At 61.3% G+C, this 17,210-nt stretch carries 12 protein-coding genes and 1 pseudogene; 4 read left to right on the forward strand and 9 right to left on the reverse strand.

Annotated features, from left to right (window positions below):
- The first annotated feature begins 3 nt into the window (after positions 1 to 3).
- Positions 4 to 1,437, forward strand: a complete 1,434-nt coding sequence (locus tag JYK05_RS19805) for an efflux transporter outer membrane subunit (RefSeq protein WP_206470226.1) — start codon at positions 4 to 6, stop codon at positions 1,435 to 1,437.
- Positions 1,438 to 1,518: 81 nt separating this feature from the next.
- Complete coding sequence (locus JYK05_RS19810; protein ID WP_206470228.1) at positions 1,519 to 1,830, forward strand: hypothetical protein; 312 nt, start codon at positions 1,519 to 1,521, stop codon at positions 1,828 to 1,830.
- 120 nt (positions 1,831 to 1,950) lie between these two features.
- Here the strand turns inward: JYK05_RS19810 and JYK05_RS19815 are convergent, their stop codons facing one another.
- From JYK05_RS19815 to JYK05_RS19835, 5 genes are all read right to left on the reverse strand, one after another.
- Complete coding sequence (locus JYK05_RS19815; protein WP_175942996.1) at positions 1,951 to 3,657, reverse strand: carboxylesterase/lipase family protein; 1,707 nt, start codon at positions 3,655 to 3,657, stop codon at positions 1,951 to 1,953.
- A gap of 379 nt (positions 3,658 to 4,036) precedes the next feature.
- Positions 4,037 to 5,656 (reverse strand): tannase/feruloyl esterase family alpha/beta hydrolase, encoded by a 1,620-nt coding sequence (locus tag JYK05_RS19820; RefSeq protein ID WP_206470230.1) that lies wholly within the window; start codon positions 5,654 to 5,656, stop codon positions 4,037 to 4,039.
- A gap of 1,459 nt (positions 5,657 to 7,115) precedes the next feature.
- Positions 7,116 to 8,807: a M48 family metalloprotease gene (locus JYK05_RS19825; protein WP_206470232.1), complete on the reverse strand. Its 1,692-nt coding sequence runs from the start codon at positions 8,805 to 8,807 to the stop codon at positions 7,116 to 7,118.
- Between the two features lie 2 nt (positions 8,808 to 8,809).
- Positions 8,810 to 9,163 (reverse strand): hypothetical protein, encoded by a 354-nt coding sequence (locus JYK05_RS19830; RefSeq protein ID WP_206470234.1) that lies wholly within the window; start codon positions 9,161 to 9,163, stop codon positions 8,810 to 8,812.
- Positions 9,160 to 10,791 (reverse strand): CHASE2 domain-containing protein, encoded by a 1,632-nt coding sequence (locus JYK05_RS19835; protein WP_206470236.1) that lies wholly within the window; start codon positions 10,789 to 10,791, stop codon positions 9,160 to 9,162. Before JYK05_RS19835 ends, JYK05_RS19830 begins: the two co-directional genes overlap by 4 nt.
- A 637-nt stretch (positions 10,792 to 11,428) precedes the next feature.
- Between JYK05_RS19835 and JYK05_RS19840 the strand changes: the two are divergent.
- Both JYK05_RS19840 and JYK05_RS19845 read left to right on the forward strand, forming a co-directional pair.
- A pseudogene (locus JYK05_RS19840) lies at positions 11,429 to 11,795 on the forward strand (hypothetical protein); the annotation flags it as partial.
- A 101-nt stretch (positions 11,796 to 11,896) separates the two neighbouring features.
- Complete coding sequence (locus tag JYK05_RS19845) at positions 11,897 to 12,955, forward strand: LLM class flavin-dependent oxidoreductase (protein ID WP_206470238.1); 1,059 nt, start codon at positions 11,897 to 11,899, stop codon at positions 12,953 to 12,955.
- 60 nt (positions 12,956 to 13,015) lie between these two features.
- Here the strand turns inward: JYK05_RS19845 and JYK05_RS19850 are convergent, their stop codons facing one another.
- From JYK05_RS19850 to JYK05_RS19865, 4 genes are read right to left on the reverse strand one after another with little or no spacing between them, the layout of a single operon-like run.
- Positions 13,016 to 14,257 (reverse strand): acyl-CoA dehydrogenase family protein, encoded by a 1,242-nt coding sequence (locus tag JYK05_RS19850; RefSeq protein ID WP_206470240.1) that lies wholly within the window; start codon positions 14,255 to 14,257, stop codon positions 13,016 to 13,018.
- A 19-nt stretch (positions 14,258 to 14,276) separates the two neighbouring features.
- Entirely contained in the window at positions 14,277 to 15,281 is a 1,005-nt protein-coding gene (locus JYK05_RS19855) for an NrtA/SsuA/CpmA family ABC transporter substrate-binding protein (protein WP_175943009.1), read from the reverse strand.
- 33 nt (positions 15,282 to 15,314) lie between these two features.
- A complete protein-coding gene (locus tag JYK05_RS19860) occupies positions 15,315 to 16,061 on the reverse strand; it encodes an ABC transporter ATP-binding protein (protein WP_206470242.1) in 747 nt (248 codons plus the stop codon).
- A complete protein-coding gene (locus tag JYK05_RS19865) occupies positions 16,058 to 16,906 on the reverse strand; it encodes an ABC transporter permease subunit (protein WP_206470244.1) in 849 nt (282 codons plus the stop codon). Before JYK05_RS19865 ends, JYK05_RS19860 begins: the two co-directional genes overlap by 4 nt.
- Between the last annotated feature and the right edge of the window lie 304 nt (positions 16,907 to 17,210).

Consider the following 17,210-nt stretch of genomic DNA (forward strand, 5'->3'; position numbering starts at 1 on the left):
TCGATGAACATTCTCGCAAGCTTCACCGCTGTTGTCGCTTCTCTCGCGGCTTACGGCTGCGCGGTAGGCCCGGACTTCCAGTCGCCGGCCGCGCCCACCGCACAGTCCTACACTCACGACGCTCAGCCTGTGACCGCCGAGGCGGCGGGGACGACGCAGACGTTTACCCGCGCCGACACCGCGCTGCCGATGTGGTGGACGCAATTCGGCTCGGCTGCGCTAAACCGTCTTGTCGACACCGCGCTGTACAACAGTCCCACGCTGGCACAAGCGCAAGCCAGGTTGACGGAGGCACGTGAGAACTATGTGGCGCAAGCCGGTGCGACGGAGTATCCCGCGATCGATGCAAGTTTTTCCACCACGCGCCAGAAAGTCGACCTGAATTCGTTCGGTATCACCTCGGTGCCAAGCCCGGGTCCCTTCACCGTCTATAACGCGTCACTCAGCGTGTCTTACGCGCTGGATATATTTGGCGGCAACCGGCGCACGCTGGAAGGACTGATGGCCCAGGTCAATTACGAAGCCTACGAGCTGGAGGCGGCGAAGCTTTCGCTGGCCGGCAACGTGGTTGCAAATGCAATTCGTCGGGCGTCGCTGCAACAGCAGATTGACCTGACCGAACGCCTCGCTGACACGCAGGCACACCAGTTGTCGATCGTCGAACGACGATTCGCGGCCGGGGGCGTGTCGATGCTCGACGTTCGCACTCAGCGCACACTGCTCGCACAAACGCGCGCCACACTGCCGCCACTGTCGACGCAACTTGCCCAGACCGATCATCAACTGGCGGTACTGCTCGGCAGTGCACCATCCGATGCTGATTTTCACGACATCACGCTCGACTCGTTGCGCCTGCCGTCGAACGTGCCCGTCACGCTGCCTTCGACGCTGGCGCAGGAGCGCCCGGACATTCGCGCGTCCGAAGCGCTGCTGCACCAGGCGAGCGCAAATGTCGGCGTGGCGGCGGCCAACATGTATCCGCAGCTCGCGATTTCCGCGGCGATCGGCTCGGAGCGTACGCGAATGGCCGATGTGCTGAGCGGAATGAACATCTGGAATGTCGGGCTCAATCTGACGCAGCCGCTATTTCATGGCGGCGAGCTGCGCGCGAAAAAGCGCGCGGCGCAAGCGGACTACGATGCTGCTCTCGCCAGCTATCAACAAACGGTGCTTCAGGCGCTTCAGCAGGTCGCGGATGCATTGCAGGCTTTGGATAACGACGCACGGACGTTGAGCAAGCGCAGTGACGCGCAGCGCGAAGCGCAAGCAAGTCTTTCCATTGCACAGGCGCAATATGCGGCCGGTGCGGTGAGCCAGTTCAGCCTGCTCGATACACAGCGCTCAGCGCTGCAAACCGTACTTGACGAGAGCCGTGCGCAGGCAGACCGGTTATCGGATACCGCGATGCTGTTTCAGTCGCTTGGGCGCGCATGGTGAAGCCGTGAACGCCGCTGACGTAGTGCACGCGGCTTCATGCGCTTGCGGTCCACACGCGCGAACGGTCTTCGATGGATCCCTATGATTCTGTCACGCAAGAAGAACAGCTTGAATTTCTATCGTCGGAACTGGTATTACGTCGGCGGCATCCTGTTCGTCCTTCTGGCCTATTTGATGGGATTTTGGGGCGCGGACCACCTCGCCCCGGTTCAGATCATCCTGGTCTACAGCTTCATGGCGATGCTCGCGCACCAGTTCGAGGAATACGCCGCGCCGGGAGGTTTCCCAGGCATCGGCAACATCGCGGTGTTCGGGGAGCGGCGCAACCCCGATCGCTACCGAGCGCGGGCTGCGCGGCATCTCGTCCAGCAAATACCGCGCACGTCACTCTGAGGGCAGAAAGAAGCACCCGCGCGCCGCTCAACGCTTAAAGTTCATCGGTGACCTCGCTGTAAGTCACGAGGCTCGATGGCAGCCGCATAGCGACCTCATCGACCTCGTCATGCTGAACAACTATTGATACTGCCGATTTACCGTTTGATTAGCGTCATTGAGCGGCTCAACAAGATCGATTTGGGCTTTCAACGGACTCGGCTGGTTCACCTGCAAGGTGCCTGCTGCATTGAATTCCAATTGGTTGTCGAGTGCAGTGTTGTATGCCGGCCAGTTGGTTAGACCTGCGTTAGACGGATTTCCCGTTTTTGCGAACGCGGTCCAGTAAGCGATCATGTTACGCGCCACCTGTTCGTCTTGACTCGTGACAGCTGTCCCGTAGATAGAGGAAAGGGTATCAAATACGTACGGAATCTCGGCACCATGCGTGGCGCCGGCGACTTTATCTCTGATCGACTGAGCGACATACGAAAAACGATAGAGATACGTCGGCGCGCCGTTGGACGTAAAAATTCGGGCGACAAAACGTGCGGGCTCATCCATCGTAATGACACGAGAAATTTGGCTCTCAATGGACGCGACAGAGGCGGTGCCAGTCGGATCGAACGCCGCAGCGGCAGCGCTCAAGTTTTGAGGACCAAAGATCGCGTACGCCTGCTCCTTCGTCGTAATGCCTCGACTCGGAAATCCGAGGTCGGCATTGTTCACCCCAATCATGAGCGGGATCTTCGCAAAGTGTCCCGCCTTGTACTGATTCTCCGGTTCGTCAACCACAAGTTTCCCGTCGATGATCGCGCCACCCGAGAACGTGGCCAGGCTATGCGATGTATTCAACGTTGAGGTGTCCAACCCGTCGAGGACTTGATCTGCCGAGAGCGCACGTAGGGCGTCCAGCGAACTGGCGTCACTCCCGTTGATTCCCAGTCCACTGGCGAATGAAGCGCCCTGTTCTTCAGCCGAAGCCCCGACCGTCTTGGCGTTACGCGTGAGCGTACGGCCATAGTACTGATTGACGCGTCCATTGCCGGACTCATTAATCGCCTTTGCAAACAGTCCTGATGCCGACGGCGATGTCAGTAGGTTGTGAATTGATTCACCTCCAGCCGATTCCCCAAATATCGTGACGTTCGTGGGGTCGCCGCCGAAGTTGGAGATATTACGCTGTACCCATTTCAAAGCGGCGATCTGGTCCATATAACCGTAATTAGCCAACGTTTCGCCGGACTGGGCTGCGGCCGCGGTCAGTGCAGGATGTGCAAAGAAGCCGAAGCGACCGAGCCGGTAATTCACTGTGACGATAACCACCCCTTCTTTGGCGAACTGTGTGCCGTCATATTTCGGCATCGACGTTCCGCCAACGACGTATGCACCGCCGTAGATCCAGACCATCACAGGCAAGTTCTTGCCAGTGCTGTTTTGCGGGCGCCATACGTTGAGGTACAGACAATCTTCGGACGGGGCGACCGTCAGTCCGGAATTCGGGCCGCTCGTTTGCATGCAGTCGTGAACAAAAGACGTCGCCTGCCGCACACCGCTCCATGCAGCGACGGGCTGGGGCGGGCGCCAGCGCAAGCTCCCGACGGGAGGAGCCCCAAAGGGGATACCCTTGTACGCCACCACGCCGTTAGCCGCCACGCCCTGCACAGCACCATCGGCCGTCATCGCAATTGTGGGATCCGAGGAATTCGAAGAGCTGCCACCTCCACAAGCAGACAGCGCCACCGCGAGGATTGGGAAGGTGAGCAGTGCAGGCAAGCGCGTCAGTGTGTCTTGCTTCAGCACAGCCGGTTTCGTCTTTCCTAGAGCTTTACGTCTCTGTGTAGTCATGATGCCATCGTCCCCTCTATGGTCCCGGATACCTTACCGCCATGACTTGTTGCTGCGGCGGGCTCTGCGGCGCAGAGCGGAATCGAGTATCGAAGAGTGATTTTCTGCCGTCAAATTCGGGCCAATAATGGTCCATATGAATTGCGTTCATAGCCTTAGATAGTTAGGCCTGCGACGTAAGACGGTTTCTAATCAGGGCTTCAACCTCGGCAAGGCGTACTGTGACGTTCCAGTCCGCATCATCCGCAACACGTAACGCACGTAACGCACGTAACGCACGTAACGCACGTAACGCACGTAACGGAGCGGGCGTCCCGTCACCCGACAGGACGCCCGCGTAGACGCAATCGAACGCCGCGGTTACTCCGCGTTTGTTGCGCTAGGACGGATCGACACAGCTGAAGCTGTCGGCCGAATTCACATCGCCCGTGCCGTTGTATCTGCTGACTTTCGGCCACGGGCACAAAGGCATGGTCCGTTCAACAGCGCCGGTCGGAGAGTTGTTCGCGTACTTGGTCGCAATAATCTGCTCGGGCACGCGACCTTTCTCGACCCACGACTGCGCGGCGGCCAAAAGGTCATGAGTAGGATCGTCCGGCGCAATTGGAAATCCTGGGCTAAGGTTACCGAAAACGTTCGGGCCGACGCCATTGCGGCAATGATCCATTCCCGGTGCGGTGAACAGCTTCATAAATCTGTCGGACTGACCAGGCATGCGTTTCTCGACACTCTGGCGGTAGGCAATCGCAGCTCCCGGCACCTGAATGCCATCGGCGAGACCTTGAAAAACGATGAGCTTGCCGCCATGCGCCGCGAATGCGGAGAGGTCAGGATTCGATGCATCCACTGCGAAGTCTAGGGTGTTGTGCATCACATCGACGTCGCTAGCCCAGTTGAAGCTTCTCCAGTCCCAGTTGACTCCCCATACCCACTGAAATGGAAAGGGGAAGGGCGGCGCCGAGGTCGGCGTAGTCGCCGCAGTCGAGAAATCGAGTTCGGTACCGGGCAAATATCCATAGGACAGTTGTGCGCCTGTCACAGGATTGGTGGGTCCCGCGTAAATCTTGCGCAGTGCACTGACCTGCCCGGCTGTTAGGCAATCAGCCGCGTCGGCGGACTTGCACTGAAGGACCGCCGGATCGACCTTGCACATGTCCGGCCGGCCGATGACGCCGTCTTTCAGTCCATCCAGCTCGTCGCAAGCGCTCATGACATGGTCGGCCCAGAGCTTGCGCTTAGCGACCGTGAGATTGCTCGTCTGGTCTTGCTGGGTCGCGGCCCACGCCCACTGGTAAGAAAGATGCGCAGGAACGCGAGCGGCACCCGGCGCGCCAGCCACGATGCCGTCGTAGTCCTCCGGATACTGTTGTGCCTCGTGCATGCCCTGACCGCCCCCGGTGGAGCATCCGAACCAGTAAGAGTAGGACGGCGCCCTCGCATAGAATCGGTTGACGAGCGTCTTCGATAATGTGGTCATCAGGTGCGTCGCGCGATGCCCGAAGTCGACGATCGTCTCGACATGCCCGACCATGCTTGCCACGCCTGCCGATGTACCCAGGTCAGTGTTGGCAACGGCGAACCCCCGCCGCAAGCCATTGGCCAAGGCTTCATAGTCGATAGTGCCGCCCAGGCCTCCGTTTCCTGTGCCGAGATATTTGCCGTTCCAGGCGGTCGGAAGCCACAGTTCCACTTTGATGTTGGAGTCGGACGTCGGCTTGACAGTGGCCGCGACTCTGCAGAAGGCCGGCAGGTCTTTGATGGTCGCGCCCGTGGGCGGTGCGAAATCGCCTGCTGGCATGCCTTTAGTAAGGGTGAAGGTTGTGTCGGCTACTGTCACGGAAGAGAGGTCAGAACAATTCACCGAGGCCGTCTGGCTCGTCGCCGGTCCCGTGTCGGCTCCTCCGCCGCATCCGGCGGTGAACAACGCGGCTGACGCAACGACGACAAACCCCAGTACGGACGGCGAAAGCAAAGCGTTGCCCTCTCGATTCTTGAGCATTGCGGATCTCCAAAGACAATAAGTCGGTGTAGAAACTGAACAAGGCAGTCGCGAGGAACCACTCAGCAACAATATTGTTCGACTAGGCTTCATGAAGGCCGAAACTGCTAGCAATCTTTCGGACTGAGATAGACGCGCGATAGCGACTATGGGCGTGGCATCACGTGTTTGACCGGTGGCACATCCACAGGCGCGACGAGGAGTGTCGACGGATTGGTGCGCATGCGCCAATCCGCCGAAATTGACCGGCGATATCAGTTAGCTGGATGCGGCACGTCGCGCCGCATCCTACAGATGCACGTTAGCGTTCGCTGAACACCTTAGGCTCATGAGCGTCGGCCATTGCGCTTCGATCCCTGAGAGGCAAGTCGGTTGCTCTGGAGCAACTTGGGCGGTGCGGAGAGATGGGTCTGCGTCGGCTTTGATGCCATCCGGCAAGAATGAGGTCTGCCCGAAGCTCCATATGTCGGTTGCGTGTCCCGAACCGGTCTCAGGCACTCGATTTTTGCGCGACGGCAACGGGTCGGGTTCCGCCGACGCGTCGGATGATCTGCCCAGCGGCAATATGCATTGGTGGCCCCGGAAGCCGACGTTGCATTGCCTAGGCTTTTCAATGACGGCTAGTTCACGTGCAGCAGCGGTACGACGCTTCGCCCGCGAGCGCCATTCGCGACATATCTCCTACGGACCTGCGTTCTGCATTGACGAAGGCGAAGGAGGGAGCCGCGCGGTTCGAATGAAGAAAGCTGTGCTCGTAGCCCGATCGATCAAGAGGGCTGAGCGCGTCAGCCAGCATCGTCGAAGATCGATCAATGCGCTTCCGGGCCGACAAGGACGCCAGCGGTGGCATTAACCGTGTGCTTGATGATACGACTAATCAGGCATGGCACTGCACCGTTGCCCGCGCGGTTGCTCCTGTCGCGGAGGTCAGCATGATTAAGCGTAATCCTGTCTGCTTTCTCGAAGCGGTGCCGAGCTAACGATGCCTTTAGGAGAACCATTAGAGGAGAGCAGTCATCGTCTGGCCAACACGTGCACGATTCAACACGATAGCTCATCGATATTTATTCATTATCCCGATCGTTGTAGGAAGGAACAACATCTTTACGTCGTCAACACTCCTATGGCACACGGCGTTCGTTCGGTCGCCCGGCCCTTCGATCACTGCCGCGATCTTCGCCGGAGGTCGCGACCAGCTGACCGTGATTAACCCGTTTTCTTGAGCAGACCCGCCTGCGGGCGCGAATAACTGCGCATTCCCGGCTGCGTCTTATTACTTGATCGCAGGCTCGACCAAGAGCCGCATGCGCCCGTGAGCACCGGATCGGTCGCCGTACACAGAGCACAACGCATGAAGCAATAGCTGGGGGCGCAGAAGTGCCGGCGCATGCGTGCCGCGTCGCGGCGCGTCCAGGCGATCGCAGGCTGGACCGCAGCACGTCAGGTCTGAAATGCCGCATTACTTGCTCGTGCCGATCCACCTGTCGAGTATCTCGTGAATATGGCCCATACCGCCGCTCTTGTCGGCGGTCTTGCTTTCCGCCGGTGTCTGCGCCGCCGTCTGACAGGGCACGCGGTAGTCCGGATGCGCGACAGCGCAATTCGTCGCCATGTCTTTCGCCGTCTTGATGTCGCCTGTCTGCCGATAGAAAGAGACCATCGACACCCATGTGAGCGGGGCGCGGCTGAAGGCGTCGAACTGCTGCTGCATCAGCGTTAGCGCGCCCGGCTTGTCATGCGCGGCCACCATACGCGTCGCGAGATTCACCTGCACTTGCCATGAGCGCTCGCGCGCGTTTTGGTTGCGCCGCAGTATCGCGATGGTGGAATCCGGGCGCCCCGGCGCGGACAGGCTCGACAAGTTGGCAAGCATATAGAGAGGCAGGCCGTCGTTGGCGGTCGGACCCGATGCGATGGTTTGCACGACCGACGCGGCTTCCGCATAGCGCCGCTGCGCCTGAAGATCCTGCGCCTTGGGTACGAGCGCGTAGTGTGAGAGGATAGTCGGCGTCGCGCCCTGCCTTCGGACGTTCGTCCAGGGCTGCACGCGCGCGTCGGGCATGTCGGTACCGAGCAACGGTTCGACTTCCTTGCGCAGATCGGCTTCGCGTTCGGCGGCATCGCCATGCGTTTCCTGAAGCGCTTCGACTGCCGTGCCGACCTGATCCTCGATCAGATGCTGCGTGTCGAACACGGCGCCGCCCATCGTCCCTTTCACGTCGACTTCCTTGTTCGTGCCGGCGGCAAGCGCATCGGTGATTGCGTTGATCGTGCCCGCCTGCGAGCCCAGCGCGGGCAGCGTACCGCCGAACGTCGGCAGCTTGATCGACTGAGCGTTGGCGCCCTTCACGGTCTTCTCGCGGTCCGCGGCGGTCTGCATCGCCCTGAGCTGCTTTTGTCGTTCTTTTGCCTGCTTGTCGTAGGCGCCGATGCGTTCGAGGAAAGTCTTGAAGCCCTCGGGATACGAATAGCCGTTTTTCAAACTGATGGTGGCGCCGAACAGGTCAGCCTGCTCCTCCTGCGTTCGCTCCCATGCGGGAAAGAGCGCGCGCGTGCCGAGCGCCTGCACGACGAAAATGTTATCCACGCCCGACCATTGCGTTGCGCTCGCGCGCTTGTTGGCGTATGTCCAGGCGAGCGTCGTCAGCGAGGCGCCGGCTTCTCCGGCCGTCTTGACGTTGTTCGCGGCATAGTGATTCAGATAGACGTGACCGAATTCATGCGCGAGTACCGCGAAGATTTCATCCTCGCTTTCGACAACCGATATCCAGTACTGGGAAACGTAGATGTTACCCGCCGCCGATGACGAGGCGGTCAGCGCCGTATCCGCCGTGATATGCACGGTGCCCGGATAGTCCGGCACGCCGGCGGTGCGTTTGATTTTTGCGAGCAGGCCGTTCAGATAGCGCTCCATCTCGGGCATCGCGATGAGCCCCCAGCCGTCGGCGCGATTGTTGTTGAGGTCTTCCGTCACCGATGGCCAGTCGCGCTGCACGGGCGGCGGTATCTCGCCGGCCTTCTGCATCGTGGCGTCCTTCTTCGCGCCAGGCATCAGACCCGTGATGCTGGTCGGTAGTTTGGTATCCGAGCAGGCCGATGCCATCACGCCGCACGCGACGGCGAGACCGATTTTGAACGCACGCGTGGCCATGATCAGTTGCACCTTGCCGAGCCCGCATTCCTCGAGCCGGCCACATGCGCGGCCGCAGGCGGCGTGCTGCAAACAAAAGTCGTGGCCGGGGCGGTGCGCACGTCCATCGAATTGACCCAGGCGGGACCGGTCGCCGTCCTGATCTCGTAGAAGCCTCTCGATTTCTGCATGACCCGCCACGGGAAATTCTGCGCCGGTATCTTCGAGCCCGCATCCGCGATCGACGGCCCCTTGTACAACTGCACTTCCGTCTGACTCGCCGAGACAATGTCCGTGCCTTCCGCGTACGCGACCGCAGTTCCGGCGAGAGCGAGCAACGCAACGGCGACATGATGCGAGATCGGATTAGTGTTCATGACATCTCCTTCTCTCCGAGATACCAGTCGATGAGCTTCTTGTTCCATTCGAACCATTCGGCCACCAGCGCGAACAACGTCACATGCACGACCGCCAGGTACGGCACATTGAACACCCAGTGCCCGAGGTACAGAAGCACGCAGATCATCACGACCGACAGCAGCACTTCCAGCGCTTTCATTCGCGTCAGGAAGACGCCTTCGGCCAGCCTAGCGAGAAAGCGTCTGCGCTTGCGCCCGGGTCGCTGCTTCACCACTTCGGCGTGCAACTGAAGCGTCACGCGCTGCTCGCTCTCGTGATCGTTCGAATCCGACGCGCGCGTGGTCGCGACGATTGTTTCGTCGATCTCGATGCGCTCGGTTTGCCGCGCGTCCCGGTAACTGTCCTTCATCGGCTCGATCAGGCGCTCCTTGAAGAGTGCAAGCAACAACACGCAGACTCCGCCGATGACGAGTAGCAGCAGGGCGCGCGCGTGCGGGCCATCAGCCTCCAGTTCATGAAGCTCGATAGCCTTCGTATAGTCGGGGCCGCGCGTGATCAGGTTGTCGAGCGCCATCGCGTGGAGATAGACGCCAGGCACGCGATCCTGAATCGGCGACACGACCACGTCGTTCGAATATCCGAATGCGCTGCCGATCATCACCACCTTGTCCTTCAGCAGCCACTCCAGGCGATTGCTTTGCGACTCGTTCGGATAGCTCATCTCGCGCACATAGAGCGTGTGATGAAACACGCACACGGGGCGTCCGTGCTTCGCGGCGAGCGCGTGCCACACAGCGCCGATGACGAGCGGCGTTGCCTGCTGGCTCTCGTTGCAATACAGATCGTAGTTTTCCTTGAAGACGTCGGAGGCAGGATCGGGATAGTGACCGTTTTCGCCATCGTTATCCTTGTGGGCAGCCTCGCGCCGGCCGTTGCCGTTCAAGACCGTCCATTCGATGCCGTCGCGCACGGGATAAAGACCCCACGTGAGCGCGAGTTCTTCCTTTGGGTCTTCGATTTGGTGATGCAGCGCGTCCTCGTAGATGGCTAGCGCCGCGCTGCGCGCATGCTTCGAATCGCGCGCGACCATTGGATAGGTCCATACGACATGATCGATGTCGTCGGGGTCGTACTCGACGGCTACCTTGGTGGCGAGGCCTTCCAGTCCGTCGCGCACGAACAGTTCGCGCTTGTCGTTGAGTCCTGCGGCGAGAAAGACGGGAATATGTTCCGCCTGCATTTGCTTGAGTACGTTTTGCAGTCCCTTCACACTCGCGTCCGTACGCACGGACGAGAAGATCAGGTCGACGAAGATCGCGCTAGGCCGGTATTTCCCGACGTCGGACACGATCTTGGCGTAGAAGTCGTAAGAGGGCGGCCAACTTTCATGGTTGTCGTCGATCACCTTGTCATCAACGAGCACGACCGTGATGTCGTCGTTGCGCGCATCGGGCTTATAGAACGCGCCCACGAACGGCGCGACGACGCGCGCCGCCTTACGAGTGGCGAACTCCTCGCCGAAGACGTTCGGGATGACGATCGCGACGATCGCTCCAATAACGCACGCGCCGATGGCGCGCAGCAGCGTCTCCCGGAAGGGGGGATGTGTCTTGTCGGACTTCTTTGTAGGTCCACTCTCAGCCACGAGGAGCCTCCGGAGACGATGCCGCGAAGGAAGGGCATAATGAGTTTAGTAAAGGAACCCTGAGTCGCCAGCAGTTTTTTTGTTGATGCCGGCTCTCGAAACGCGGCGCAGGTAGAAGCTTCTTTCAGCAGACGATTGCGTGGCCGTTCGATATGCGGCGCGCACGCACGTTCGGATTGCTTCGTTATCCGGAAGAAATCGCGGTGAGCAAGGCGTGGGAGGATCCGGCATCGGCTTCCGCGCTGAACCGGCGCCATGATGCCTTCGTTTCGTTACGCGTCGCGGGTGTCGTCAACGTGCTCTGCCCGATGGCGGCGTGCCGACTCATGCTTCCGCGCTACGGCGTGTCCGGTGCGCTGCTCGCATCGATGGCGGCGCTCCTTCTCGGCTCACCATCGATCTCGCGCGCTTTCGACATTTCGATGCGTTGCGCAGTCGTGCTCCCGGGACTCGCCATGTCATCGACGCTGCTCGTCGCAGCAGCCCACGCAACGGCTTCTCAACGTGCGCGCGCCGCTCGCGAGCGGTGCCATCGGCACGATGTTCTCTCGTTTCGCTGATGTGGCGGCGATCCGCCGTCCTCAACCTCGTCCGCTCGACGCTCTCCCGCGAACGGTGAAGGACACGCTGGCGCGTCGTCATCGACATGGCGCGCAGGGCTGGCCTGAACGTGCGCGAGCTTGCGCGCCGTGTCGGCGGCTATTCGGGCTTGCAGATGGTCTGAACCCCGACGGATATCGCCGGCGAGATGGAGCAATGGCTCGACGAGGACGGCAGCGACGACTTCGACGTGATGTTTCCGCTCTTGCCGGCGAGCCTCGATTATTTCCTCGCGAAGGTCGTGCCGGAAACTGCAGCGGCGCGGCATCTTCAGGCAGGCATACGAAGGCGCGACACTGCGCGAGCATCTGAGTCTGCCGAGACCGCGCAATCGCTTCTTCGCAAGGGCGATGTGTCGCGTTGAATGGAGCGTGAAGCGATGCGCGAGCGGCCTACGCTTATGACCTCAAGGAACGATTGGTTATCTCTATATATTGGATGGCCGGACGCGCGAGCGGCATTAGCATATTCTGCTTCGCCACTTCTCTAGAGGCTCATTCAAACGATGTCCAACTCTCCCCGCTTCGGCGTCTGGGCACTGGTGCATGGCAGCCGCGCGGCGCTACAGGATCCCGACGAGCCTTACGACGCATCGTGGGCGCGCAACAAGGCGCTCGTACTCGAAGCCGAACGCCTCGGCTACGACTCCGTGCTCGTCGCGCAACATACGATCAATCCGCATGATCCTTCACTCGATCAACTCGAGGCATGGACGGCATCGGCGGCGCTGGCTGCGCTCACCTCGCGCATCGAGATCATCACGGCGATCAAGCCTTACCTCTATCATCCGGTCGTGCTCGCAAAGATGGCGCAGCAGATCGAGCACATCAGCGGCGGGCGCTTCGCGATCAATCTCGTGAATGCGTGGAATCGTCCCGAGCTTGAGCGCGCCGGCATCGGTTTCGCCGAGCACGATGAGCGTTACGCGTATGGCCGCGAGTGGATCGGCGTCGTCGATGCGTTGCTGCGCGGCGAAGCACTGACGCATCGCGGCGACCACTTTCATATCAACGATTATCAGTTGCGTCCCGGCGATCCGTTTCGCGCGCGTCCGCGTATCTATGTGGGCGGCGAATCGGAGCCGGCGCGTTCGCTCGTGGCGGCGCATGGCGACGTGTGGTTTATCAACGGACAGCCGCATGACGATGTTGCCGCGCTCATCGCCGATGTCTCCGCGCGTGTGCGTCCAGCTGGGCGCGAGCCCTTGCGCTTCGGCTTATCGGCGTTCGTGATTGCGCGCGAGGCGCACGATGAAGCGCTCGCGCATTTGCAGCATCTCTTCGCGCTGGCGGAACTCGACAAGCCACTGCGCGAGCAGCAGAAGGCGAATATCGATCCGAACGCCGTCATGCATCAGACCTTCGCGCGCTCGGCGCGGGTCGGGTCGAATGGCGGGACGGCGGCCGATCTCGTCGGCGACTACGATACCGTTGCCCGGCGCATCGCGGATTTCCATCGCGCGGGCATCGAACTGTTCATGCTGCAGTTCCAGCCGTTCGAGGCGGACATGGCCCGCTTCGCCCACGAAGTTTTGCCGCGCGTGCATCGGCTATTGAGCGCTTGAGCGCTTGAGCGCATGAGCCCGTGCGTGTCCGCCCGCGAGCGGACACGCTCCACTGCATCATCAAAAGAACGCGCCCGTGGGCGGCAGTTGTCCGCTCAAAAGGTTTTGCCCGAGCAGGCGTTCCTTATAGAGCCGCGGATTGTGCGACGCGATGACCTTGATGTTGCGCCAGTGCCGGTCCAGCGCGCCGATGCGTGAGACGACCGAACCCGAGCCGAGATCGATCAGCCAGCTTGCGATCTGCGGCGCGAGATCGTCGATGACCACCTTTGCTTCCGATGCCGCGAGCGTGGCGTTAAGCGTCGCCTCGTATTCATCGCGCGTGCCGTAAGCGTCCCAAGCGCGCTGCAACGCATCGGCTGCGCGGTCGGCGATTGCTTCGGCGCTTGCCGCATAGGCGCGAATGCGGCCGAGCAGGGCGAGCAGCACGGGTTCGTCCGTGGGATGCGCGGCTTCGCCATGATAGAAGTTGCGTCCTCGCGCACGCAACACGCCGGCGCCGTCCAGCGCCACGCGACGCGCAATGCCGGCTATGCAGTTGGTCAGATAGACCTGATGGAACGTGAAGCCCCACGGCGCGGCTTCGTCGGACTTCGGCGGATCGGCGGGATAAACGTCTGCCGGCGGCACGGTGACGTCGTGAAAGCGCGCCGTCCCCGAGCCTGTCAGACGCTGGCCGAAGCCTTGCCAGTCATCGTCGTTGCTGACGCCTGCGCCGCGTTCCAACACATACTGCACCGTGCGCCCCGCGCGGCTTTCCACCGCAAGGCCGGTGAATGCATCGTTGAAAAGATTGCCAGTTGCGTAGGGCTTCTCGCCGGAGCCGACATAGACATCGCGCGACGCGTCCCATTCCAGCCGGGTCAGTACTTCAGTGGGCCGCGCGCCCGCCGCTGTCACATCGCTTTTGACGAAACTCAGGCCGATGGTTTTCTTTTGCGCAGTGAGTTCGAGCACGCGCGCATGGAACGGATGCTCGCGTCGTCTGAGCGCCGCCTCGACTTGCCACAGATGATTGCGAAACGCGTGCGCGATGTTCGAATCCGCTGCGGCGATATCGCGTGCAACGATGAACAGATCGCGCAGCGACACGCCATGGCCGCCGGCATCGGAAGGAAGACGCAGCGCGCCAAAGCCGAGCGCCTTGAGCTTCGCGATTTCCTCGTGCGGCAGCCGGTAATCGCGTTCGCGCTCGGCGGCCGTCGCGGCGATATCGTCGATGACTTGCGAGAAGCCGAGTGTCGCGGAAAGCGGCGACACGAGGCGCGGATTCGAGCTTGTGTGTTGAGTGCGTTCAGTCATGATCGTGCGCGTCCTGGCGTCACACTTTGACGCTGAAATCCGCGACCTTGATGCGCGAATTGATGATTTTGCGTTCCGCGAGCCAGTCGGCCGCGCGCTGGAATTGCGCAATGAACGCGGCGTCGTCGGGCTCGTGAAACTGATTGACGCGCTTAAGGCTCGTCAAGTATTCGCGCACCTGATCCGGATACTTGCCCTCGCGTTGAACGAGCAGTTCGGCATCGGCGGAATGCGCGGACTGCCATGCGCCTTCGACGTAGTACGCATCGATCACGGCGCGGATCAGTTCCGAGTTCTCCTCGGTGAACTTGCGGCGCGTCACGAGCGAACTGTAGTCGATCAGGAAATCCAGATCGCGGCCTTCGTTGAAGATGTCGTGCGCATCGTTGGCAAAGCGCGAAATGTCGACGCCCGGCGACCACATGGACCACGCATCGACCTTGCCTTGCGCGAAGGCCGGCGCGGCGTCGGGCGGATTCAGATAGACGAACTGCACTTTGTCCCGATCGACGCGATGCTTTTCAAGCGCCGCGATGAGCAGAAATTCGCCGAGTCCCGAGCGGTTGACGGCGACCTTGCGGCCGGCCAGATCGCTGACGGAGCGAATGCCGCTCGACTTCTTCGCGATGATGGCAGTCGAGCGCGGCGAATAGATATCGAATGCGTTGAAGACGATGGGCGAGCCGGCGAGCATGGCGGCGAGTGCGGGTGTCGTCGATCCCCAGAAGCCGAAGTCCGCGCTGCCGCCGACGACGGCCTGAATCGAGGGTGCGTGGTTCGGAAACGGTCCGACCCATTCCACCTTGATGCCTTTTGCAGCGAGCGTCTTCTCGAACACGCCGCGCTGTTTCGCGATGTCCGGCAGGCTGCCGTAGCCCCAGCCGATGCGAACCGTATCGGTATTGCGCGTGAGCTTGCGCGGCTCGGCCGCCTGCGCCGGGAACAGGCCGCCGACGGCTGCGCCGGCAAACAAGCCACCCGCCGCGCGTAATAACTGGCGGCGGGTCAGCGATGAATCGTTCATTCTCTCGGGTCCTTCTTGTCGTGGAAAAGGCGGTCAATGCGAACGGACACCCAGCTCGTCGAGCAGGATGGGCCGCAGCGTTTGCGGCGTGTGCGCCTTCGGCTCGAACGAAGCCGCGATGCGTCCCGCGCGCATGACGAGGATTCTGTCGGCGAGCGCGAGGGCTTCGTCGACGTCATGCGTGACGATCAGCACGCCGGGGTGATGAAGCGCGACGAGCTCCTTCACGAGCCCGTGCATCTTGATGCGCGTGAGGGCATCGAGCGCCGCGAATGGCTCGTCGAGCAGCAGCAGCGCGGGATCGTGAATGAGCGCGCGCGCCAGCGCGACACGCTGAGCCTGCCCGCCCGACAGATTGCGCGGCCAGTCGTCCTCGCGGCCTGCGAGTCCGACTTCTGCCAGCGCGCGCGCCGCGCCGTTGCGGCCGATAGTGTTCTCATGACCGAGCGACACGTTCTGCCACAGCGTCGCCCATGGAAGAAGGCGATGCTCCTGGAACACGACGGAAGGCCGGGCCGGTGCGCGAATGCTGCCCGCATCGGGCAAATCGAGTCCCGCGAGCGCGCGCAGCAGCGTGGTCTTGCCGCATCCGCTTTCGCCCAGCAGCGCGACGAATTCGCCTTTTCGGATGTCGAGATCGAGGGAATCGATGACGACGCGGCTGCCGTAGCGCCGCTGAATACCGCGAACCGATACGGCCAGCGTCGATGCGGCGCTTGGCTCGCGAGTGGCCGACACGCTTGGCGAAGAATCGCGCGAAAGAGCGGTGCTTTCGGTCACTTGTGCGCTCCCATGTTGTTGTTCGCGTAGTTCGCGTGCCAGGAGAGGAAATGGCCTTCGAGCACCCGCACGAGTGTGTCCGCGGCGACGCCGATGGTCGCGTAGATGATCACGGTCAGCACGATCACGTTTGTGTTCAGGAACTCGCGCGCGTCCATCGCGAGAAAGCCGATGCCTTTGGTCGTCGCAAGCGTTTCGGCGATGACCAGGGCGAGCCACGCATGAGCGAGCGCATAGCGCACGCCAGTGAGGATCGACGGCATCGCGCCGGGAAGAATGATTCGCCGCACGGTCGCGCTTCGGCTCATGCCGACGATCTTGGCGAGTTCCATCAGCTTCGGATCGATCTGGCGGATGCCGAGCATCGTGTTGATATAGATCGGGAAGAGGACCGCGAGCGCGACCAGAAAGATTTTCGCGGTCTCGCCGACGCCGAACCACACGATGACGAGCGGGAGCATCGCCAGAAAAGGAATGGCGCGCACCATCTGCACGGAGCGATCAATAATCGCCTGCGCAAGCGGCGAGAAGCCGACCACGACACCCAAAGCCAGCCCGATGACCCCGCCAATGGCGAAGCCCGCCGCCGCGCGCAACAGCGAAATGCCAAGGTGAACGAAGAGTTCGCCGTTCTGCGCCATTTTGGCGGCGGTCGCAAGGACGCTGCTCGGTGCGGGAAGAACCTGCGGCGCAATTAGTCCGGCGCGTGCGGCGGCTTCCCAAAGAACCACGACCATCGCCGGTACGAGCCAGGACAGCCACCGGTAAAGGGCGCTTTTGGTTAAGCCCGCGCGAGCGGGTCGCGTGGAGAGATAGCGTTCGCGGGGCGAGGTCAGGTCGGCCATTTCATTCCCGTGTCAGTCCATGAAGGATGGAACGCTCCGGCAGGAAGCAGAAGCGCGGCGGTGCGCCGAGTGCCGTCGTCATCGAATACTGAATGGTGTAAAGCAGCCAGTCATTAGAAGACAGCGCGATCAGCAACGACAAACGATTTATTGTCGTTTGCTTTTCAGCTCTGACGGGATGAGTAATTCACGACACATGATGTCGAAGCCGGCAAACCGTCGCGCGTGAACTGCATCTATGAATCGAAGAATTGCTTGTTTTCGGCGGCGGCTGAGTTGCCGTATCGTCGGCGAGGAAGATCAC

It is taken from the genome of Caballeronia sp. M1242, assembly GCF_017220215.1.
Classification (GTDB): domain Bacteria; phylum Pseudomonadota; class Gammaproteobacteria; order Burkholderiales; family Burkholderiaceae; genus Caballeronia.